The 21,950-nt window shown below is 56.7% G+C and carries 20 protein-coding genes; 3 read left to right on the top strand and 17 right to left on the bottom strand.

Going from position 1 to position 21,950, the window contains the following annotated elements:
* Window positions 1-15 precede the first annotated feature (15 nt).
* From BN1190_RS12600 to BN1190_RS12630, 7 genes are all read right to left on the bottom strand, one after another.
* Entirely contained in the window at window positions 16-792 is a 777-nt protein-coding gene (locus BN1190_RS12600; protein ID WP_040287372.1) for a sulfite exporter TauE/SafE family protein, read from the bottom strand.
* A gap of 33 nt (window positions 793-825) precedes the next feature.
* The gene (locus tag BN1190_RS12605) at window positions 826-1,056 is read right to left on the bottom strand and encodes a sulfurtransferase TusA family protein (protein ID WP_040287373.1); all 231 of its coding nucleotides are present in this window, start codon (window positions 1,054-1,056) and stop codon (window positions 826-828) included.
* 26 nt (window positions 1,057-1,082) lie between these two features.
* Window positions 1,083-2,204 (bottom strand): MBL fold metallo-hydrolase, encoded by a 1,122-nt coding sequence (locus BN1190_RS12610; RefSeq protein ID WP_040287374.1) that lies wholly within the window; start codon window positions 2,202-2,204, stop codon window positions 1,083-1,085.
* Between the two features lie 21 nt (window positions 2,205-2,225).
* Window positions 2,226-2,621 carry a DsrE/DsrF/DrsH-like family protein gene (locus tag BN1190_RS12615; protein ID WP_040287375.1) on the bottom strand — a complete coding sequence of 132 codons (396 nt, stop codon included), beginning with the start codon at window positions 2,619-2,621 and terminating at the stop codon, window positions 2,226-2,228.
* A gap of 27 nt (window positions 2,622-2,648) precedes the next feature.
* On the bottom strand, window positions 2,649-2,945 hold the full coding sequence (locus BN1190_RS12620; protein ID WP_040287376.1) for a rhodanese-like domain-containing protein: 297 nt from the start codon (window positions 2,943-2,945) through the stop codon (window positions 2,649-2,651).
* A 251-nt stretch (window positions 2,946-3,196) separates the two neighbouring features.
* Window positions 3,197-4,840 carry a glycerol-3-phosphate dehydrogenase/oxidase gene (locus tag BN1190_RS12625; RefSeq protein ID WP_040287377.1) on the bottom strand — a complete coding sequence of 548 codons (1,644 nt, stop codon included), beginning with the start codon at window positions 4,838-4,840 and terminating at the stop codon, window positions 3,197-3,199.
* Between the two features lie 45 nt (window positions 4,841-4,885).
* Window positions 4,886-5,584 carry an MgtC/SapB family protein gene (locus BN1190_RS12630; protein ID WP_040287378.1) on the bottom strand — a complete coding sequence of 233 codons (699 nt, stop codon included), beginning with the start codon at window positions 5,582-5,584 and terminating at the stop codon, window positions 4,886-4,888.
* Window positions 5,585-5,901: 317 nt separating this feature from the next.
* On the opposite strand from BN1190_RS12630, the gene BN1190_RS12635 reads away from it, so the two are divergent.
* On the top strand, window positions 5,902-6,099 hold the full coding sequence (locus tag BN1190_RS12635) for a DUF2188 domain-containing protein (RefSeq protein WP_040287379.1): 198 nt from the start codon (window positions 5,902-5,904) through the stop codon (window positions 6,097-6,099).
* Between the two features lie 49 nt (window positions 6,100-6,148).
* Here BN1190_RS12635 and BN1190_RS12640 read toward each other — a convergent pair whose 3' ends face one another.
* The 10 genes from BN1190_RS12640 to BN1190_RS12685 all read right to left on the bottom strand — a co-directional run bounded on the left by BN1190_RS12640 (window position 6,149) and on the right by BN1190_RS12685 (window position 19,181).
* Window positions 6,149-7,435 (bottom strand): amidohydrolase, encoded by a 1,287-nt coding sequence (locus BN1190_RS12640; RefSeq protein ID WP_040287380.1) that lies wholly within the window; start codon window positions 7,433-7,435, stop codon window positions 6,149-6,151.
* A gap of 18 nt (window positions 7,436-7,453) precedes the next feature.
* On the bottom strand, window positions 7,454-8,977 hold the full coding sequence (locus BN1190_RS12645) for an AbgT family transporter (protein ID WP_179860788.1): 1,524 nt from the start codon (window positions 8,975-8,977) through the stop codon (window positions 7,454-7,456).
* Window positions 8,978-8,998: 21 nt separating this feature from the next.
* The gene (locus BN1190_RS12650; RefSeq protein WP_040287382.1) at window positions 8,999-10,438 is read right to left on the bottom strand and encodes an amidohydrolase; all 1,440 of its coding nucleotides are present in this window, start codon (window positions 10,436-10,438) and stop codon (window positions 8,999-9,001) included.
* Window positions 10,439-10,584: 146 nt separating this feature from the next.
* Entirely contained in the window at window positions 10,585-11,826 is a 1,242-nt protein-coding gene (locus tag BN1190_RS12655) for a metal-dependent hydrolase family protein (protein WP_040287383.1), read from the bottom strand.
* Between the two features lie 15 nt (window positions 11,827-11,841).
* Window positions 11,842-13,008, bottom strand: a complete 1,167-nt coding sequence (locus BN1190_RS12660) for a hypothetical protein (protein WP_040287733.1) — start codon at window positions 13,006-13,008, stop codon at window positions 11,842-11,844.
* Between the two features lie 617 nt (window positions 13,009-13,625).
* Complete coding sequence (locus BN1190_RS12665) at window positions 13,626-14,801, bottom strand: MGDG synthase family glycosyltransferase (protein ID WP_244898735.1); 1,176 nt, start codon at window positions 14,799-14,801, stop codon at window positions 13,626-13,628.
* Window positions 14,802-14,823: 22 nt separating this feature from the next.
* Entirely contained in the window at window positions 14,824-15,420 is a 597-nt protein-coding gene (locus tag BN1190_RS12670; protein WP_040287385.1) for a DedA family protein, read from the bottom strand.
* A complete protein-coding gene (locus BN1190_RS12675; RefSeq protein ID WP_052461862.1) occupies window positions 15,417-16,142 on the bottom strand; it encodes a polysaccharide deacetylase family protein in 726 nt (241 codons plus the stop codon). Before BN1190_RS12675 ends, BN1190_RS12670 begins: the two co-directional genes overlap by 4 nt.
* 208 nt (window positions 16,143-16,350) lie before the next feature.
* The gene (locus tag BN1190_RS12680) at window positions 16,351-18,171 is read right to left on the bottom strand and encodes a S8 family peptidase (protein WP_052461863.1); all 1,821 of its coding nucleotides are present in this window, start codon (window positions 18,169-18,171) and stop codon (window positions 16,351-16,353) included.
* Between the two features lie 116 nt (window positions 18,172-18,287).
* Complete coding sequence (locus tag BN1190_RS12685) at window positions 18,288-19,181, bottom strand: LysR family transcriptional regulator (RefSeq protein ID WP_040287386.1); 894 nt, start codon at window positions 19,179-19,181, stop codon at window positions 18,288-18,290.
* Between the two features lie 130 nt (window positions 19,182-19,311).
* Here BN1190_RS12685 and hutG point away from each other — a divergent pair, with 130 nt between their 5' ends.
* Together hutG and gltS are read left to right on the top strand one after the other, a co-directional pair.
* Window positions 19,312-20,280, top strand: coding sequence for a formimidoylglutamase (gene hutG / locus BN1190_RS12690; protein ID WP_040287387.1), 969 nt, complete (start codon window positions 19,312-19,314; stop codon window positions 20,278-20,280).
* On the top strand, window positions 20,270-21,472 hold the full coding sequence (gene gltS / locus BN1190_RS12695) for a sodium/glutamate symporter (RefSeq protein ID WP_040287388.1): 1,203 nt from the start codon (window positions 20,270-20,272) through the stop codon (window positions 21,470-21,472). Before hutG ends, gltS begins: the two co-directional genes overlap by 11 nt.
* Window positions 21,473-21,950 lie beyond the last annotated feature (478 nt).

A 21,950-nucleotide genomic window follows, 5' to 3' on the forward strand; every position in this document is an offset into this window, starting at 1 on the left:
GTCAGCCGGCATCAGTTACAGCAAACCGCTCCATATATTGACCGCTGTCGCCAGCACCAGTACCGCGAGGATCCATTTGATGATACGGGGATCCGTCTTCCGCGCGGCTTTCGCACCGAGCGGGGACGCGATGAGCGCTGCGGCGATCAGCACCGCTGCGGGCCCCCAGAGGATCTGGCCGGTTGCAATCTTACCGGCCGCCGAGCCGATCGACGACAAGAATGTGATGGCAAGCGACGAAGCTGCCGCAATCCGGACAGGCACCGTGAACACCGCCAGCATGACCGGTACGAGGATGAACGCCCCGCCTGCCCCGACAACCCCGGAAGCCGCACCGATCACGAACGCAATACCGGCGGCCAGCCACTTATTGAACGTGACCTCCTCCGCAGGCCGGTCCTCGGTCTTCTTCCGGGGGATGAACAGCAGCACGGCAGCCGCTGCGGCCAGGACGCCGTAGACGAGATTCACCGTCTGCTCCGACAAATAACCGGACCCCAAACCGCCGAGGAAACTGCCGAGGATGACGGCGCCCCCCATCCAGAGGATCAGTTGTCTGTGCAGCAGCCCCGTTCCGCGGTAGGCGAACACACCCGCGATGGAGGCGAAAAAGATCTCCACCGCCGTGATGCCGCTCACCTCATGTGCGGTGAACGCGGACAATCCGAACAGCGGCGGGATGTACAGCAGCATCGGATATTTCACGATCGCACCGCCGATCCCCGCCATCCCGGACAGGAATGAGCCGGCGAACCCGATCACGAACAGCACGGCAATCAGTGTAACTGTCATCGTCCCCTCCCCTTTCCTGTCAGCTGCTTGTCATCAGTTTCCTTTTCGGATGAAGAACGTCAGCACGCCGTCAGTTTCCGTCTGTTCGAGCAGTTCGTGCCCTCCGGAGCGCGTCCATGCCGTCAGGTCTGCAATCGCCCCTTTGTCCGTCGTCCGGACTTCCAGGATTTCCCCCGCCTGCAGTTCTTTCATCGCGTTACGTGTCTTGACGATCGGCATCGGGCACGACAGCCCTGTTGCATCCAAAAATAAGTTCGCTTCCATATTGAATTCCTCCTCGATTGGTTTTGTTACCGGACCGCACAGCGGTTTGGCCCGATCTCCATTTCTTTTTGCAACTCTTCGCCCGGGGATAGGATCCCCATGTTGGTCTTCCGGATTTCCTGATAGGCATTCGGCTGCGGCGGCAGGTTCTCTGTCACGAGTTTCCGGAACTCCGCTTCCTCATCGACAGCCAATCCGTGGTTATCCGAAAATAGCGAGTCCAGGCGCTTCGCCACCGTTCCATTTGCATTCACTTCGTTCATCTCCATGAAGTGGGCCGGCAGCACCGTCAGCTCACCGGACAGATTCCTATATCGTTCGTACAATGTTGTGCGCAGATCACCGACCCAGTCGTCCGCCTTGCCCGCGAGGTCCGGACGGCCGATGGAATCCACGAACAGGATGTCCCCCGTCAGCAAATATGACCCATCCACGATGAAGGACGTCGAGCCGTTCGTATGCCCCGGCGAGTATATTGCTTCGATCATCGTATTTCCGACCTGCAGCTGCATACCGTCTTCAAGCTTATGGTAGTCAAAGACGACTTCACCCGCATCCGCTTCCGGCAGATAGTAGACGGCGCCGGTCTTTTCGGCAATCGCCCGCCCTCCCGAAATGTGGTCGGCATGCAGATGGGTGTCCAGCACGTGTTCGATGACGGCTCCGCGTTCTTCCGCAAACCCGGTGAACACATCGGTCACACGGACTGCATCGATCACGGCAGCTTTCCCTCCGTCGATCACCATGTACGACAGGCACCCTTTCCCGAGCCGGACGAACTGGTGCAGCGAACCGCCGCTCGCAAGGTCCGCCACTTTCACTGGCGCAAGGTACTCGCTCCACGCACTCATACCACCTTCAAGATAGGCGGCATCACGGCCTGCCTCCGACAGCATTTCGGCAATCAGCTTGGAAGAACCCTCCTTCGCACAGACGACGAGCAGCTCGCGGTCCTCCGGCAGCGCGGCGGCAAATTCCTCCACACCGTCAAGCAGATCGAAATAGGGTCTGTTCACGTACGTGAACGCTTCCCCCTCCAGTTTCCAGTCGGCGAACGCTTCTTCGTTCCGGACGTCCACGATATGGAGCGGCTGTTTTCCGATGCTCCGTGCAGCCGCCTCTTTCGGACTCATGGCTGTTACTGTCATATCCGTCTTCCCCTTTCCATATCAGAATGCAAGGGTGACGTCCGCATCCTTGGCGAACTCCAAAAATGCTGCGGCACCGCCCACTTGTATCCCATCGACCATATCCTCTTCCGTCAGTCCCATGACATCCATCGTCATCTGGCAGGCGATGAACTTCACGTCCAGCTCCTGTGCCATCGCGATCAGTTCAGGGATTCCCGGCACGTTCGCCTTCGCGAACCCTTCCGCGAAATGCTCCTTCCCCTCCGGCATCGGCAGCTGTGCGGACGCCTGTTTGTGGATGAAGTTCAGTCCTTCGAAAGTGAAAAAGATTGCTGTTTCGTGCTCGCTCGCAGCTGCAGCGGTTGCGATATTGAATACTTTGTACGCATCGAACAGGCTGCCGTTCGACGCGATGATGGCTGTGCGGTTTGTCATGATGATTCCTCATTTCTTTTATCTGTTTTATTCTGTAGGTCCGTTCCAGTCGAGCATGCCGCCTGTCATATTCATGACATCGTACCCCCGGCTTTCGAGCAGTTGTGCAGCGCGACCGCTGCGTCCGCCCGATCGGCAGATAAGCACGTATGTGTCCTCTTTCGGCAGGTCCTGGAGCTTGAATTCCAGAAGGCCGAGCGGAATGTGGATGACCCCCGGGATCTTGACTTCCTGCAATTCCTCGGTCTCCCTGACGTCGATCAGCCGGACAGGCTGCCGGGCGGCCAGCATCTGCTCCACTTCCGTGGTTGTCACTTCTTTCATTTGTTCTCCTCCTATTTACCCCTGCGGGTATAAATTCACTTAAAAAAATATAGGTTCATACCCCACCCCGTATACTACAGCGTCATCCCCACCCTGTCAATCACGTTGCTCCACGATCCTGCCGGCATGCGAAAACCCCGTCCGCTGATAATGAGGACGGGGACTTCAGATGGCAGTCAGTCGGCTGCCGGTGTGATGCATGGTTTCAGTTTCTCTTCCGTTTCCCGTGCTGTCCGAGTGATATCTACCTGTTATTTCCCGATCGCGTCAGAAATCCGGTCATCGAGCTCCCTCATGTGCTGCCGGCGTTCGCCATCGTCCCAGCCGAGGCGTTCGGCCATGTAGGCGGTGACCTGTTCTTTCCACTTCTTGACCCAGTCGATATGAAAGTATAGCGCGCCCGTCCGGCGGATTAAATAATCGGACGGTGTCATTGCCATCTCGAAATCGATTGCATACTGGAGCGTCAGCCGGATGGCGAGCGGCAGCCCATGCGCCGGCTGTACCCGGGTGATGCCTTCCGCCACCTGGTTCGTGTTTGTGCCATACATCGAGGCAATATTGAGCCCGTCCTGATATGAGATGCCGAGTTTCACAAGTTCCCGTGCCCGGTCTTCAACATAGACCGGATAGTCTTCCGGCCGACTGAACGCGCCGCCGGATAATGCAAGCGTCGCCGTCATGCAAGGGCCTGCCTGGATGCCGAATTTCCGGAGTTTCCGGCTGACGAGGTCGGTGACGTCCTCTGCCATCTTGCGGTACCCCGTCAGTTTGCCGCCCGCCACCGTCAGCAGGCCGCTGTCCGCTTCCCAGATCTCATCCTTGCGCGAAATCTCGGACGGCCCTTTCCCTTCCTGCCGGATGAGCGGCCGCACGCCGGACCAGGACGACTCGATATCCGCCGGACGGATCCCCGCCTGCGGGAACATCTCCGAAATGGCGGTGAGGATGTACCGCCTGTCCTCCTCCGTCACGCCCGGATGTATCAGGTCCTCTTCATAGACCGTATCGGTCGTGCCGACGTAGGTCTTGTCAAGACGCGGAATCGCGAAGATCATCCGGCCGTCCGGCGTATCGAAATAGACGGGCTGATGGAGCGGCAGCCTGTTCCGATCAAACACGAGGTGGACGCCTTTCGTCAGCAGCAGCCGTCCCGACTCACCAGGCCTGTCCAGTTCCAGCACTTGTTCAACCCACGGACCTGCCGCGTTGACGACGACCGGTGCATGCGCGTCATACTGCCGGCCTGTCAGGACATCTACCAGTTCGACGCCGGTCACGCTGCCGCCTTCATCGGATAAAAACCCGGTGACCTTCGTGTAGTTGAGCAGATCCGCACCTTCTTCGCGCGCTTTCTTTGCGGCTTCAATCGTCAGACGGGCATCGTCGGTCCGATACTCGACATACTCCCCGCCGCCGAGCAGGTCATCCCGTTTCAGCAGCGGCTCATGCTCCATCACTTCTGTCTTCGTCAGCATCGTGCGCCGTTCGGATTTTTTCACACCGGCCAGAAAGTCATATACTTGAAGGCCGAGTGACGTAGAAAAACTGCCGAACGATCCATTCTTGTAGAACGGCAGCAGCATCCATTCAGGATGGGTGACATGCGGAGCATTCGCGTACACGACCGCCCGCTCCTTCCCAACATCCGAGACGAGCTTCACTTCCAGCTGCTTCAAATAGCGGAGTCCGCCATGGACGAGTTTCGTCGAGCGGCTGGACGTCCCTGCCGCAAAGTCCTGCATCTCGACGAGCAGCGTCCGGATGCCCCGGGACGCTGCATCCAGCGCAATCCCCGTACCCGTGATGCCCCCGCCGATCACAATGAGATCGTACCGTTCAGCAGAGAGCCGGCCAAGCAGGCGGCTCCGGTCTTCATGCGAAAAAGAGATCATCTGCAGTCAAATCCTTTCCTGGAATGTGCGGTCGGCACCGCCTCTTCAGCCGTTCACTTCAACAGTATGGACATCGTCTATTTCTTTTATGGACCGATAGATATCGGGCAGCGGACGGTTCGCCGGCACACGAGCTTTGATTTCCAGAAGAAGCAGCTTTTCATCATCAAGATCCTTGATGCGGGATTGATAGATATGAAAACGCTGACGCCGCAATTCTGTCAGCACCAGCTCAATGCTTGCCTGGTCATTCACTTTGATGCGGAGGCCCATCTCATCACGCCTCAGCCGTTTCGGCCCGTATTTAATGACGAAATACGGCACAAGTTCGACACTGAGTATCAGCAGCAGGACGCCGAAAATGGCTTCTGCGAAAAAGCCGGCTCCGACCGCGATCCCGATACCGGCCGCCCCCCAGATCATTGCAGCAGTCGTCAGTCCGGAGATCTGATCATTGCCGCGGCGCAAGATGACGCCGGCGCCGAGGAAGCCGATGCCTGAGACAATCTGAGCCGCAAGCCGAAGCGGATCCATCTGGATTTTGACGCCGCTCGCGCTGTCCGGGAACGAGTATGCCGACTCGATGGAGACGATGGTCAGCAGGCAGCTGACGATACTGATGACCAGGCTCGTTTTCAGGCCGAGCGGTTTCCTCTTCAGTTCCCGTTCCAGCCCGATGATCAAACCCAGCACAGCGGAAATGCTCAGCTTCGTCAGCATTTCGACTTCCAGCCAGAGGTCCATAGGCCTCCCCCTCTCCAATTCGTTGTCTTCCATTCTACTTTCAGTGTACCCGAAGCATGACTGCCGGCGCCATGATGAGCGGGCGGCAGTCTGCAGTTCGTGAAGTATCGGACAGATCGCCCGGCATATCGGACATTTGAAGTGATGTATTGGACATTTAGGCAGAGTTGTCGGACATTTCAGCCGAGGTATCGGGCATTCCGCTGAATTCATCGGCATCCACGCACAATTCAGCCCGTATGCGCCGTGTGTTTCATTTCCCCGCAATGGGGAACATACAAACTATAACCATTACATTTACAAAGGAGTTTTGCAGTATGAATATGTACAGTGTCGTGCCGAACCCCGAGATGACCGGATGGCTCGTGAAACTTGAAGACGTCGCGCCGGAACAGCAGTACGGCTCAAAGGACGAAGCACTGGACGAAGCGAAGCGTCTCGCCAAAGAGAATACGCCGAGCGTCGTGAAAGTGCTCGATCAGGATCACAATGTCACGGATGAATTGACGTTCTGACCCAAAAACCCCCCGATCCTTCACAAATTGGAGCGATCGGGGGTTTTTCCTATTCCCTGCCGTTCAGCGCAAGTGCCGTGTCATACAGCACATTCACCGCAACGAGCAGGGTGTCTTCATGGATATCGAACCGTTCGTTATGATGGCCGGCCGCAAGCTCCGTACCGAAGATGCAGTAGGTCGCCTGGCCGCCCTTCTCTTTCACACGTTCCATAAAATACGTAGCGTCTTCGGATCCTGCCGATGCATTGTCCGCGCGATGCACTTTCGAGATGCCGGCCGCCGTCTCTGCGACTGCTCCGGCCATTGCAGCAAGGCCTTCCGAGCAGGCGCAGCTGATCGCCTCACCAACAATGTCGATCGTGCAGTCCGTTCCGGTCATCATCGCGGCGCCCCGAATCACATTCTCCGCCTGGCTGCGCACATAATCGTTCACAACGGACGTTTCGCCGCGCGTCTCCACCTTCATATAGGCGGTGTCCGCAATGACATTGCGGCCGCCGCCGCCCGTCAATTCACCGACATTCACACGGGACGTCCCGCCGGAGTGCCTTGAGATCGCATGCAGATTGACGAGTGCATTGGCTGCAGCCAGCAGCGCATTACGGCCTTCTTCCGGCTGCGCGCCGGCATGAGAGGCCCGGCCGCGGAATGTGACATCCATCTTGGTCGTCGCCATGAAGCCGTTCGCTGCGGCGACGAACTCCCCATGAGGAACGCCGGTGCCGATATGCGAGGCGATGAAGAAATCCGCGTCATCGACGACACCCGCTTCCGTCATCGATTTCGCACCGCGCGTCCCTTCCTCGGCAGGCTGGAAGATAATCCGGATGATGCCATTCAATGCATCCGGGTCTTCCGCCACCCGTGTCGCGAGCCCGATGCCGATCGACGTATGCGCGTCGTGCCCGCATGCATGCATGGAGCCGTCATTCAGCGACCGGAAGCCGAGCTGTCCCGGCAGGTGTTCGGGATGTTCCGATTCATGGATCGGCAGCGCGTCCATATCGACACGGAACACCGTCACCGGGCCGGGCCGGCCTGTGTCCCAGTCGGCGACAACCGCGGTGAATCCGTCTGTCAGCTGCGGCAGGAAGTCCTGATCCGCATCATGGGCGACTGCCCAGTCATAATGCGCATCGAGCACCCGCTGTTCCGGCACGCCCATCCGTGCATCTTCCGTCATGACTTCCTTCCCGAGACGCACCCTGAAACCGAGACGCGTCACTTCAGCTGCCACTTTGGACGCCGTCCGCATTTCCAGGAATCCCTGTTCCGGATGCTGGTGCAGGTCGCGGCGCCATGCTTTCACTTTCTCTTCCAATTGATAGGCCAATGATCTCCCTCCTGTCGTTTACTTCAAGAATGGTGTAATGCCCGGTCCGAACGGGATGCCTGCATAGAAGAATACGAGGATCAGCAGGATCCAGGAAATGAGGAAGCAGATCGAGAACGGCAGCATGAGCGAGATGAGCGTCCCGATTCCCGCTTTCTTATCATACTTCTGCATGAACGTCAGCACGACGACCATGTACGGCAGCAGCGGTGTCACGATATTCGTCGACGAATCCGCGACACGGTAGGCCACCTGCGTGAACGCCGGATGATAACCGAGCTGCATGAACAGCGGCACGAAGATCGGCGCTTCGAGCGCCCACTTCGCCGACCCTGACGTGATCAGGAAGTTCATGAGCGCCGTGAAGATGATATAGCCGATGATCAGCCAGATGCCCGTGAAGTTGATGGATTCGAGGAACTCCGCCCCGTTGACCGCAATCCACGTGCCGATGTTCGACCAGTTGAAATAGGCGATGAACTGCGAGATTGCAAAGATGAGGACGATGTAGCCGGCCATATCTTTCATCGCTTCGGCCATGTAGCCGGCGATGTCTTTCCCGCTTTTGATCTTACCGACAGTGATTCCGTACGTAACACCGACAGTCAGGAACAGGAACAGGATGATCGGTACGATGCCGCTGATGAACGGCGACGGGATGATCGTACCGCCCTCACCGCGCAGCGGACTGTCCGGCCAGAAGATCCCGACGACGAGCACTGCGAGATACAGCAGACCCGCAATGACGGCGAACAGGAATGCCTTTCCGGCCCGCGGATCGTCTTCTTCCATATCGACGTCGACCGCATCCCCCTCATATTTCCCGAGACGCGGCTCAATGAATTTCGTCGTGATGAAACCTGCGAGCAACGTCAGCATGAAGACGGATACGATATTGAAATACCAGTTATCGACAGGCGTCACGACGATCGAGTCATCGACAATCTTCGCTGCTTCCGTGGAAATCCCGGAGAGCAATGCATCGGTTCCGACGATGAATAGATTCGCCGTGAACCCGGCGCCTGCGGATGCGTAGCCGACGGCGAGTCCCGCAAGAGGATGGCGGCCGACCTTATAGAAGATCATCGCAGCGAGCGGCGGAATGAGCAGCATCGCAGCATCCGACGCGATATTCCCCATGATACCGACGAAGGCGACGGCGTACGTCAGCAGCCACGGCGGGGATTTCAAGATCGTTTTCCGGATCGCATAGTCGAGCAGGCCGACTTTCTCCGTCAGCCCGATCCCGAGCATCATCGCCAGGACGATGCCTAGCGGTGCGAATCCGGTGAAGTTCGTGATCATTGATTCAAGGATATATTGCAGTCCCGCTCCCGAGAGCAGGTTGTTGATCGGCAGTGTTTCCCCGGTGCCCGGGTGTTTGACCTGGGCATCGAACAAGCTGAAGATCAGTGACGCCACCATGACGGCGACCGCCATGAAGACGAAGAGGATGAACGGGTCGGGCAGCCGGTTTCCGAGCCGCTCGATCCCATTCAATGCTTTGTTGAAGAACCCCCGATTCGATGCTTTCGTTTCCATCCCCATTCCCCCTAAATCGATTTACTTGCCGAGCGGCGACGGACTGACATCCGCCGGAATCGGACAATTGTAAGGATTCTTCTGTGCAAACGCTGTGTACTCATCACGGATCGGTGCAAGCAGATCCGTATTCCCAAAGATTTTGAGTGCGGTCAGCGCCATGGCGCCGCCCGCCCGCAGCATCCCCTTATGCGCGTTCGCCGACAGCCCCTGGCTCGTCATCTGCCACGTATGGAGCGGCGTGCCGAGCGCGGAGGTCGACGTCGACAGCTGGGCGGTCGGCATGATCCAGCTTACATCCGACACGTCCGTCGAAGCCGTCAGGATATCCGGCAGCACCTCATACGGCGAGATGCAGTCCGAGACATATTTGCCCTCGAACTCCGAGCCGTCCCCGACATAGCCGAACCCTTTCATGACCCCGAGGTAATCTTTCCGCTCCGCTTCCGAGAGGGATTCGAAGATGCCCCGGGCAAACTCTTTCTCCTCCTCAGTCGGCGGCTCGATGCCGATTTCGGACAGGCTGTCATACAGGATGCGCTCGAGCGCCCGGTTCGGGATGTAGTTCGAACACGCCTTGTCGATCTCGACGGTCACGTCCGTCTCCGTCATGAGCGCCGCCCCTTCCGCGACTTTGTTCACGCGTTCGAACAGTGACATGACACGCTCCGTATCGACGTCCCGGATGAGATAGAGCACTTCGGCATTCGCCTGTACGACGTTTGGCGCGAACCCGCCCGTATTCGTGATGGCGTAGTGGATGCGCGCCTGATCCGGCATATGCTCCCGCAAATACTGGACCCCTGTGTTCATGAGTTCCACGGCATCGAGCGCACTGCGTCCGAGATGCGGTGAATTGGCCGCATGGGACGGCACCCCTTTGAACCGGTAGAACACCTGGATGTTCGCCAGTGTGCTGAGGCTCATGATGCTGTTTGTCGGTGACGGATGCCAGGTCAGCGCGAGATCCGTACCGTCGAAGACACCTTCCCGCGCCATGAATGTCTTGCCGGAGCCGCCTTCCTCCCCGGGACAGCCGAAGAATTTCACGGTGCCGGTCTGGCCGGTCTCTTCCAGATACGCTTTCGCCGCACAGGCGGCCGCGAATGCTCCGGTTCCGAGAAGGTTATGCCCGCAGCCGTGACCGATATGCCGCTCCCACCGCTGCTCCGTGATACTGTTCGGCTCCTGGCTCAGTTCCGGCAGCGCATCGAATTCCCCCAGAAATCCGATGACCGGATGGCCTTCACCAAACGTCGCCGTGAAGGCGGTTCCAATACCGCCGACACCGCGCTCGACCGTGAAACCTTTCGCTTCGCATTGATCCGCCAAATACTTCGCAGACTCGTATTCTTCGAACCGTGTTTCCGGATGCCGGAAAATGTACTCGCTCACTTCCTCGAAATAGGCCCTGTGTTCATCCAGATACCGTTTCGTGAACTCCTGAAGACTCACCCGCATTACCCCCTAATATATTGAATATAAACAATAGACTGATTACATCGTAAATAGAATCCAAGAATCCGTCAATAGTCGACAGCATTTTTACCAAGGGAAATTAAAATCCCCTTCCTCACTTTATGCGGTGAAGAAGGGGATTCTGCTGATCAGCGGATATCTTTTTCGATCTTGCCGTCTTTCATGACCACCTGGATCGTTTCATGGCTGGAGAGTGACGCGATGTCCTCCAGCGGATTGCCTTTGACGATGACGATGTCTGCAAGCTTGCCGGTCTCGATTGTTCCGACCTGCTCCTCCCACCCGAGGCACTCGGCAGCCGTTTTCGTGGAGGCGACGATCGCATCCATCGGGGTCATGCCCGCATTGCACATCAGTTCCAGTTCACGCAGGTTCGTGCCGTGCTTGAATACACCGGCATCCGTACCCATCGCGATCTTGACGCCGGCTTTGTACGCCTTCTGGAAACTGGCGATATGGTGGTCGATGACTTCCTCGGATTTCCGGACAGCGGTCTCCGGCATGCCGGTTTCTTCGGCCGTCTCGAGCACCGCGACCGGCGCGAGCAGTGTCGGTACGAGGAATGTGCCGTTCTCAAGCATGAGCTCGATCGCCTCGTCGTCGATGAAGATGCCGTGCTCAATCGAATGGATCCCTGCCCGCACGGCGTTCTTGATGCCTTCCGCTCCCTGGGCATGCGCCATGACACGTGTGTTTTTGCGGAACTTCCCTTCCTCGACGATCACTTTCAGTTCTTCCAATGAAAACTGGGTGAATTCGGGATGATCTGTCGCGCTCAGAACACCGCCGGTCGCGTGAACCTTGATGACTTCCGCCCCGGCCCGCAGCATTTCCCTCGTCTTCTTGCGTACTTCCTCCACCCCGTCACACATTCCGTGCGGCATGCCGGGATAGCCGGACGGCAGCAGCTCCACCGTCTGCCCCGATACCGTATAGCCGTCACCGTGCCCGCCCGTCGTCGTCAGAGCGTTGATGCTCAGCTGCATGCGCGGCCCTGAGATCAGGCCGTCCTCGACCGCTTTCTTGACGCCAAGATCGGTGCCGAGCGCATCGCGGACTGATGTCACCCCCGCTTCGAGTGTTGTCTTCAAGTACTTCATCGCCTGGTAGTACATGAACGAGAACGGCGTCGCGAGCCGTTCAGCGACAGACGCGTATTCCATCATCATATGGACATGGGTGTCGATGAATCCCGGTACAATCGTGTTCCCACCGGCATCGATGACAGTTTCCTCACCGGACGCCGCATAGCCGCTCTCGCCGCCGACATAGGTGATGCGGCTGCCATCCACGACAACCACCTGGTCTTGCTGCGCCTCTTTCCCCGTGCCGTCAATCAGCAGTCCGTTCTTGATAATGGTTTTCGTCATATGAATCCCTCCGGTTTATAATGTTTTGATCAGAATACCTGCAATGACGACCGACGCGACAGTGACTGTTGTGAATCCGCCGATGATCATCGGTGCGAGCAGTTCATTGAAAATCAGTTTTTCCTCTTTTTCATTGCGGGCACAGCTCCGGCTCACTTCCTCACAGAGGATATAGTCGCCCGGGAAGCCGAACAATGCAGTCAATGCGACCGGCATCCCCTTGAACGGGTGCCACTTTACGAGTTTTGCCATCACGTAGCCCCCGGTGGAAATTCCGATTGTGCCGATGCCGAGAATGGCGAGGATCGCCGGCAGGTTGTCGAGCACCTGACCCGGTGTCACGCCTGCCATCGTTCCGATCACGACGAAGATGATGCCGAGCATGGCGATCGTGAAGGAGTTCGCACGCTGCAGCTCGCTTGACTGGAAGATTCCGGCTTTCAGGCCGAGTATACCGATCAGCAGGCACCACAACGTGTAGTGGATCGGCGTCACCATGCCGAGCATTGTGCCGACAGCAGCGCCTGCGAAGACGAAGAACAATTTCAATACAGCACTTGACCGCAGCGGGCCGGCCTTCTTCTTCGGCAGTTCACCGTCCTCTTCAGCCTCCCCTGCCATCGGCACGAATGATCCGTCATCGATCTGCCCCTGCATGACACCTGCATATTTCTTCATGAAATGCAGGGCGAGCGGCATGCCGACCAGCCCCTGGAATGCGACGACCAGTGCCGGAATGACGACGATCGACGTCAGACCGAGTTCTTCCAGCCGCTCGGACGTGACGAGCAGCGCGATGATCCCTCCGCTCACCGGGCCGACACCCGCTACAGCAGTCGGATAGTCGAACAGCAGCGGTACGATGAGCAGGATGAGGATGCCCGATGTCACGACACCGCCCAGTGCGATCAGCACCGCTTTGTATTGGGTTTTCACTAAGGACAGCGGAATCATCGTGCCCATATGGACAATTGCCGGGCCGATCAGAATCGCTCCAAGCGCGGCAAATTGTGATTTCTCAAGAATGTCTTTCGGAAAAATGCCTGTCCAGGTCAGGACCAAAAATCCGACCATCGCCGTGAGCAGCATCGGAATCCGTGCTCTCGAGATGATGGAGAGCCATTCGCCGAAGGCAATAAGCGCTAAAATCAGTACAGTTGCAATCAATGGATTTGCCAGCAAATCGCTCAGTCCTTTCCCGGTTGTGTAGTTTTTATACAATTCAAATTGTATTTTGTATGCAATATATCATCACAGAACCGCTGAGTAAACAACTTATTTTGATTACTTTCGAACTTTCTCTCAATTGAATCACCTTGTAACCGCTTCCTTCCCTGATGAGCCGGGATTTCAGTTTTCTATTATTTTTTCAGCTAGCTTGGTTGGTTTAGCAGAAAATGCGGAGCGGCAGCGGAGCACACAAGCTGGTTCTTAGGTTTCCATTGCCGGCCGGCCAACTTTGTGAGCGGAGGACGCATCCCGGCCCGCTGCCCAGCGTCGTCTGTGCCTGGCCCCTTATAAGTTTGTGAAGTTATGAGCGCTTTGAGGAGGTTTATGAGCGATTTTGCTGGGTTATGATCACTTTTGCGTTTTTATGATCACTTTCTGCGATTTATGATCACTTTCACAGTTTTATGATCATTTCCAGCAATTTATGATCACATCCTGCCCTCGGCGAGCCCCCTCTCCTTCCCCCAGCACAGCGGCGTCATATCCACCGTCATCTGCCGCACCGCGAAAAAGCACCCGCATGGTCCTCACGCGGGTGCTGCTATGATTGCTGTATGGATATGAAGTGGTCAAGTGGTTGCAAACGAATGCTTCTCTTCTGTTTCCTTTTTCTCAGACGGCCGGGCTGCGAGGGATGGCAGCAGTTCACTGATGATCGACACCAGTTCTTCATCTGACTGAGCGGCGAGTTCATCGGAATAGCGGTCCATCGCCCGCTTCCATTGGGCGAGCCGCAGGTCATCCGCGAGCACTTCACGCAGCTGGACTGCGAGCGGCCGTCCGGGCTGCAGCCGTTCGACAAGCCCCTTTGGGATCAGGGTCTCAAGGTTCATCTCCTCCTGGCCGGGCAGTGCAGAATGGATGAACATCGGCAGGCGTTTCCGCAACCCCTCGCTGACAGTCACGCCGCCCGGCTTGGTGACGATGGCATCGGCATCGTCGTAGATGGCGTCCATCTCCTCGCGCAGGGCGACATAGGGCAGCGCCTTCACATGCGGCAAGTTCCATGACAATACTTTCTGATACAGCCTCTGGTTATGGCCGCACAGGACAATGAACCGGAAATCGTCCGCCTCCTTCAGCTCCCGGAACATCCGGGCCGGACAGCCGAGTCCGCTGTTGCCGCCTGCCAGCAGGATCACCGGTTTGTGTCCCGCCGTCTTCTTCAGCGGCCGCTCTGCTGGCCGGCGGATTTTACGGTGCACGGGGATGCCCGTGACAAACAGCCGTCCCGGGACGTTCGGATCGTCCAACACCTGATGCCAGGCTTCTGCGGTCGGCAGGAAATGCGCATCGATGCCGCGGTGCCCCCAGTAGTCGTGGACAAAGAAATCCGTATAGACGTTCACGACCGGCACGTCACACTGGCCGGCGATCTTCAGTTTGCTGAGCATGCAGGACGGCAGGCTGTGTGTGCAGAAGATCAGATCCGGCTGCTCCTCCTTCATGAGCTGTTTCAGTTTGTGCAGGAACAGCGGCTGATGCCATATATACTGTTCGTCGAGCGGCTTTTCGCTGAAGTACAGCTTCTTATAGGCCCTGCTGTACAGACGCGGGGCTAGTTTGATCCATTGTAAATAGCCGGTTTTGATCACTTTCTCGAGCAGCTGGTTTGTTTCCGACAGCAGATCGATCTTTTTCACTTCCGCCTCGGGATACTGCCGGTGGATCAGATCCATCAGCGCTTCGGCGGCCTGATGGTGGCCTGATTGCATTTGCAAGTGTGGAAAAAACAATACTTTCATCAACAACTGCACCTCCCGTTCGTCAATTTGCATATTCTTTTTTCGTCTTCCATTTTTTAAAGAGCAACCGCCCGATCATGATGAGCAGAAATACAAATCCGACCAGAGCGGCGTAACTCGGATTGACTTTGAATGATCTGCCGAGAAAATAGCCGGCAGCGAGAAACGGCAGCACCCATCCTGCCGAGGCAGCGCCGCTGAGCAGTGTGAACTCAAGGAACGGCATTTTAGTAAGACCTGCAAAATAAGGGCTGATCTGCCGGATGCCCGGCATGTAGATCCCGAACAGGATGGTGCGTTTCCGTTTCCGCTTGAAGGACTGCTCCGCTTTCGCCCACCGTTCCTTCGTGAGACCGATGAACTTCCCGATTTTGTGAAGGAGCGGATAGCCGATATACCGGCCTCCCGCATACGCGGTCAGCATCCCCGTCCAGGCACCCGCCACCGCAGCTGCCGCAGACGGAATGGCGGACAGCTGATGACCGGCGATCAGCACGCCGATCAGGAATGTCAGGGACTCTTCAGGAGACGGGATGCCGACGATACCGAAGAACAGCAGGACGAAGATGATGATGCTGCCATACTGCAGGATGGTATTTGTCAGCGACTCGATGCTCATGGACCGTCCTCGTCACAATCGGCAATGCAGTCGGGCGGGAGGAAAACGATTCCCCGCTCCGCACTTTCCTGAAGGTACTCCCTGAGGACCCGGAGCATATGGCCGGGTGCCTCGTCATCCGCGCCACTGTTGCTGCCGTCATCGTGCAGGACGACGATCGATCCGTCATCCGGCACATCACGCAGCCTCTGTAAAAGTTTCGAATCGCACATCGCCGTTTTCCAGTCACCGAGTATATGTGTCCAAAGAATTGTTTCATATGATCTCGCAACCACCGGCAGGGCGGCCGTCAGACGTCCGTACGGCGGACGGTAAAATCGCGGCCGGCTTCCTGTGATCCGCTCGATGGCCACAGCCGTCCGGCGGATTTCCCGGCGGGCCTGCCGCGGCGTCAGGCGCCAGAGCGAGTGATGATCGTAATGATGGATTCCGATGGCATGCCCTTCCGCATGCATACGCCGGAGCAGATCAGGATGCTGCTCGGCATGGCGTCCTGTCACGAAGAACACCACTTTTATGCGATAGTGTGATAGAAGGTCAAGCAGCTGCGGTGTGAACTTTGCATTCGGTCCGTCATCGAACGTCAGTGCAATGCCGCGCCGGCCTGCGGCTTTTTTACGTATCCCTGTTCCCGTCAGCCGCATGAACAGTGTGGATCCTGCTGTATAAAAACCGTAGATGACTGTCAGGATGGCTGCAATCCGCCAGCACTTCCGTTCCATGCGTCTCTCCCCTTTTGCTTTTCTCGTATACTATCTTTTACCCATTCTTCTGACAATCGAACATGTTCAGTATGACAGCCATTTCTTTCCGCTCTATCAGTATAATTCTGAAGAATTCCTTAAGATGGGCACCTGTCTCGGACGCCGGTTCACTCCAATAAAAAAACCGCACATCTCATGGATGCGCGGCGCTGCTGTCAGTCCGGGCTCAGCGGACTGTGAATTTCAGTTTTGTATCGCGGTTCAGTATCTTACCGGAATCTGCCGGCAGCCCTTTTTTGATCGTCAGATAGGAAGTTCCGTTTTTCCAATCCTTCAGAGGAGCAATGTACAGGAGCCGCGGATCGGCCGGGTCAAGCTGGACGGCCGCCTCTTCTGCAGCACCTTTACCATCAGGATCTGAAGAAATGCGGATGTACCCTCTATAATCGATGTCCCGCTTCAGCGGTGTGTTGAATTTCACGGCGAAAATCTTCGTCTGATCAATGTCCATATCCGGGAAATCCCCAGTGAATGGAGCGATGAATGCAACGGATATATCGGCCGCTGCTGTGTAGCTGCCGTCTGCAGTCGTCGCAGTGATGACCGCCTTCCCTTTGCCGACGGCAGTCACCTGACCGTTCTGATCCACGACAGCGACACGCGGATCGGAAGTCGCCCAGGTGACAGTGCGGTCTGCAGCCGTTTCAGGCAGGACACGCGCAGTCAGCCTGATTGCCGAAACAGTCGCCGGATTCCCGACTGTCAGACTCGCAGTCCTCCGGTCCAGCTCGATTCCTGATACGCGGATAATCCGCGCTTTCTCGATTTCCACATCAAGTGAAGCAGCCAGTTTCCGCAGATCGAGCACGCCTGCTCCATACAGCGGATCCCGTCCCGGCGCCCCGAGATCCTTCGCCGTCTCCATCAGCAATGCCTTCGTCTCGGCAGGGGACAGTCCGGGGTACTCAGCCTGCACCATAGCCGCCGCACCCGCAGCAATCGGCGCGGAAAATGAAGTGCCGGACATCAAGACGAACTCGCCGCCAGGTGCATTCGTGGCAATCCGCTCACCCGGCGCGCTGAGATCGACCTGGTCATTGTACGTCGAGAACGCAGAGTGCTGATTCCTTTGGTCGACAGATGCAACGGACAGCACCTTATCATAGGCTGCCGGATACATGACAGGATTGCCCTTGCCGGCGTCGTTCCCCGCGGACGCGACAATCAGGATGCCGGCATCTTCCGCCCGCCGGATTGCATCCTTTTCGATGACGGACGCAGCTGGACCGCCCTGGCTTATATTGATGACGTCGACGCCGCGGCGGATCGCATAGTCGATCGCCTGGACATTCATCGACACGGTGCCTGTCCCGTCTGCCTTGATGGTCTTCAGCGGCAGTATCTTCACATCGAATGGGCCGGCGATGCCGGTGATGCCGTATCTATTATTCAGCGCAGCTGCGATGACACCGGCCACCGCGGTTCCATGACCGTTCACGTCCTGTACATCCGATGTGCCGTCCGTGAAATTATAGGCACCTTGGGCAATGCGTCCGGCAAAGTCAGGGATTGCACTGTCGATTCCCGAGTCGATCACGGCTACTGTGACGGACTTGGCCTGTTTGCCTGCATGCGCCCAGAGAGCAGGTGCCTGGACGTGGTCCACCCACCATTGCTGTCCGTAGAATGGGTCATTGACCGTCATATCGACAGCTCTTTCGTAATTCGGTTCAACTGTTTCCACCAGCGGATTGCGCTGCAGCTTCGTCTCGGCTTTGCTCAGAGCTTCTGGAGTATCGAACGTCAATAGCTGGACAGAAGGGGCCACGTCTTCGATCTCCTCGGTATCAGCAGGAAGTGACGGGACCGAGGCGATGGAACGGGGAAGTTCTTTATATTGGACGAGCAGTTCGTGTGTATCTTGCGCATGATCTTTTGGAGCAGCTGACTGTTCCGCCGCCGCAGCAGACGGGGCAGCAAGGGGATAGGCACCGGATAACAGCAGCACGGACAGCAGGGATGTCAGCAGAAAACGGGGCTTGGACACGATGATTCCTTCTTCCTTGTGGTCTTTCCGACTATATCGGCACCCGTACTGCTTTTTTTACATGAATTCAGCAAACTTGTTGACAGTATCGAGACAGGACGCTGACACAGCTTCCCTCAATCCGTTAAATACGGTTCCCCAGCTTTCATCCGGCACAGGAGCATTTCGATCGCCGGCGGACGGTAGCGGTTCTTCATGCTGGCCAGATAGACGGTGCGGTTGAGACTGGCACTGTCCAATTCCTTGATGGCGAGCGTTTCCGGTACTGTGCCGCCGATATAATTCCGGGGGATGATGGAGATGCCGATACCGGCTTCCACCAGTGTGAGGATCGTCTCGAACCGGTCGGCATCCGAGCAGATATTCGGCACAAGCCCTTCCGCTTCGAACGCCTGCAGGATATTCGCCCTCGTCTGGAACCCTTTGCCTGTGATGATGAACGGTTCGTCTGCAATGTGCGCCAGCCGTATATCCTCCAACCCGGCGAACCGGTGAGCGGTACTCATGACGAGTACAAGCTTCTCTTCATATAGTGGCTGTGACACAATATCATCTTCCTCGATATATTCATTCGTGAGGCAGGCGTGTACGTCATAATTGCGGAGTGCATGCTCGATATCCGGCCGGGTGAGCACCTCTTTCAAGGCGACATGCATGTCCGGGAACTCCTGCCGATACCAGCTCAATACACCCGGAATCCAATTTTTCACGGATTCGATCATCCCGATACGGACTTCCCCGCTTCCCGCAATTTTCACTTCCCCGACTTCCTTTTCGAACAGATCCATCTCCGCCAGCACCTGCAGGGCCCGTTCATGGAACACACGGCCGGATTCCGTCAGGTCCACACGTTTCGTCGTGCGCTCCAGCAGCTGGAATCCGATCTGATCTTCGAGCGTCCGCACCGCCTTGCTGAGTGACGGCTGGGACAGGTGAAGTTTCGCTGCCGCGCCGGAAAATCCCCCTTCTGCGACGACGGCGGTGAAGTACCTGAGCTGCTTGATATCCATATACTCTCCCCTCCCTTTTCGTTTCATTATAACCTGAATGCATAAGTAAATGAATGATAGGTATTTGAATTAATAAATGAGCGCTCGTATAATGGGGGGTATTGCTACGAAAAACGAAAGGGTGATCACCATGTTGCAACCAGCAGATCCGCGAAATTGGAGTGGCCGCGTTGACGACGCGTCGAACCGTGCCGCATACCGCTTTCACCAGATTGTCCAGCTTACGCCACGGAAAGAAAGCGTTCCCAATGAAAGGACGCTGGCACTGCTCGGGTTTTCATCCGACGAAGGCGTACGGCGCAACAATGGACGGACCGGCGCTGCCGACGGGCCTGATGCCCTCCGCAAAGAGCTCGCAAAATTGCCGTGGCACCAGCCGGAGACCGATCGGCTGATCGACCTCGGGACCGTCGTCTGCGAAGGCGGCCGGCTCGAAGAAGCCCAGGCCGAGCTCGGCGAGGCGGTCTGCCGGAGCCTTTCCGCCAATCAGAAGACGGTCATTCTCGGGGGCGGACATGAAACCGCTTTCGGCCATTATTCAGGCGTCCGCAAGTATGCTGGCCCTGATGCCAGTGTCGGTGTCGTCAATATCGATGCCCACTTCGATCTTAGAAGTTATGCGGAACAGCCGTCCTCCGGCACGATGTTCAAGCAGATGCTCGAAGACGGTGCACCGGTCTCCTACTTCGTCGCCGGCATCCAGGAGTTCGGCAACACGTCCCTCCTGTTCAACGAAGCGGACCGTCTCGGCGTCCAGTACATCACGGAGCGGGAGCTGGAATCGCTTCCGTTTCCGGAAGTTGCGGACCGGCTGCAGCAGTTCATCGACGCGCATGACGTCATCATGCTGACGCTCTGTTCGGATGTCCTCGATGCAGCCGCGGCACCGGGCGTCAGCGCACCTTCCCCGTTCGGTCTTTCACCGAAACAGGTCCGGGAGCTGATCCGCTTTGCTGCGTCCTCTCCGAAAACGCTTTCATTTGATATATCTGAAGTGAACCCTTCACTCGACGAAGGCGGCCGCACTGTGAAGCTCGGCGCCTATCTGACGAACGAAGCGATCGTATCACTGCTTGGAGGTACTTTGTATGACGATTGAATTGAACCAGGTGACCACGCTGTTCTTAGCGATGGCCCTTCTACTTCTCGGAAATCTGCTCGTCCGCAAGTCGAAGATCCTCCAGAAGTTCTGTATCCCCGCGCCGGTAGTCGGCGGACTGCTGTTCGCGATACTCGCCACAATTTTGAAAACGACGGGCATTGTCTCCTTCACATTGGACACGTCACTGCAGAACCTGTTCATGCTGACGTTCTTCGCAACAGTCGGTCTTGGCGCAAGCTTCGCCCTCATTAAACTGGGCGGCAAACTGCTGATCATCTACTGGATTGCCTGTGCATTCCTTGCACTCATGCAGAATGTCATCGGCGTGTCGATGTCGTACCTGTTCGATATCCATCCGCTGATCGGTATGATGGCGGGTGCGGTCTCGATGGAAGGCGGCCATGGTGGCGCCACTGCCTACGGGACAACCGTCGAAGCGATGGGCATCGACTCCGCATTCTCGATCGGCATCGCCGCGGCCACGTTCGGTCTGGTGGCAGGCGGTCTTATCGGCGGTCCGCTCGTCAAGTTCCTTATCAACAAATACAATCTGAAATCCAATGAAGCCGCGGGCGCAGAAGATACGTACGAATACAATGCGGAGCTGCATGAGCCTGCCATTTCGGTCGATAACTTCACGATGCAGGCATTTCTGATCGTCGCTTCCATGGCGGGCGGATCACTGCTCGGGGAAGCGTTCGGCAGACTGACAGATGGGATAGCCCTCCCGAACTATGTCGGCGCGATGTTCGTCGCGGTCATCATCCGGAATGTCATCGACCGGTTCAACGGCAACATCATCCATATGAAGAGCATCACCCTCATCGGTGATGTCGCACTCGGCATCTTCCTGTCGATGGCCCTCATGAGCATCAAGCTCTGGGAAGTCGCCGGCCTTGCGCTGCCGCTTCTTGTGATCGTGTTCGTCCAGGTCGTTTTCCTCGTGCTGTTTGCGATTTTCGTCCTGTTCCGCATTCTCGGCAAGAACTACGACGCCGCCGTCATGTGTGCCGGATTCGCCGGCCACGGACTCGGCGCCACGCCGAACGCCATGGCCAACATGGCTGCCGTCACAGAACGATACGGCCCGTCACGCACGGCCTACCTGATCGTCCCGATCGTCGGCGCATTCCTGATTGACGTCGTCTCGATGCCGATCATCATCACCACCATCAATCTATTTTCATGATGAACACCCCCGGCTTCCCGCGAAGCCGGGGGTTCATTTTGTGCTGCAAAATGTTCCTCAGCCCCCTGGATGAGTCCATCGATCTGCAGTTCGGTCCATCAATCACAAGAAGTGCTCATAAATTCCGCATTCCGCTCATAAAACAGGAAATGTGATCATAAAACAGGAATTTTGCTCATAAAACCCTGAAAATGATCATAAACCCTGAATTGTGCTCATAAATCCCTGAAAGTGATCATAAACCATACAAAAGCGCTCATAACCGCCTGGCGCCACCTCTCCACTCTCCATTGAATCTTCCGTCGCGGTTTGTCATACTGGAAGTTCCCCCGAACACTGCCGGAAAACACTCAGTTTCTCCTCCTTTTTTCAACAATAAACAATTGTCACCCCTTTACAATCCGCAGTTTTTGTCGATAAAAGCTGTAGACTGATGAAATGGGTGAATTACCATTTTTTCCAATCCAACTACATCACA

It is taken from the genome of Sporosarcina koreensis, assembly GCF_000826145.2.
GTDB lineage: Bacteria > Bacillota > Bacilli > Bacillales_A > Planococcaceae > Sporosarcina > Sporosarcina trichiuri.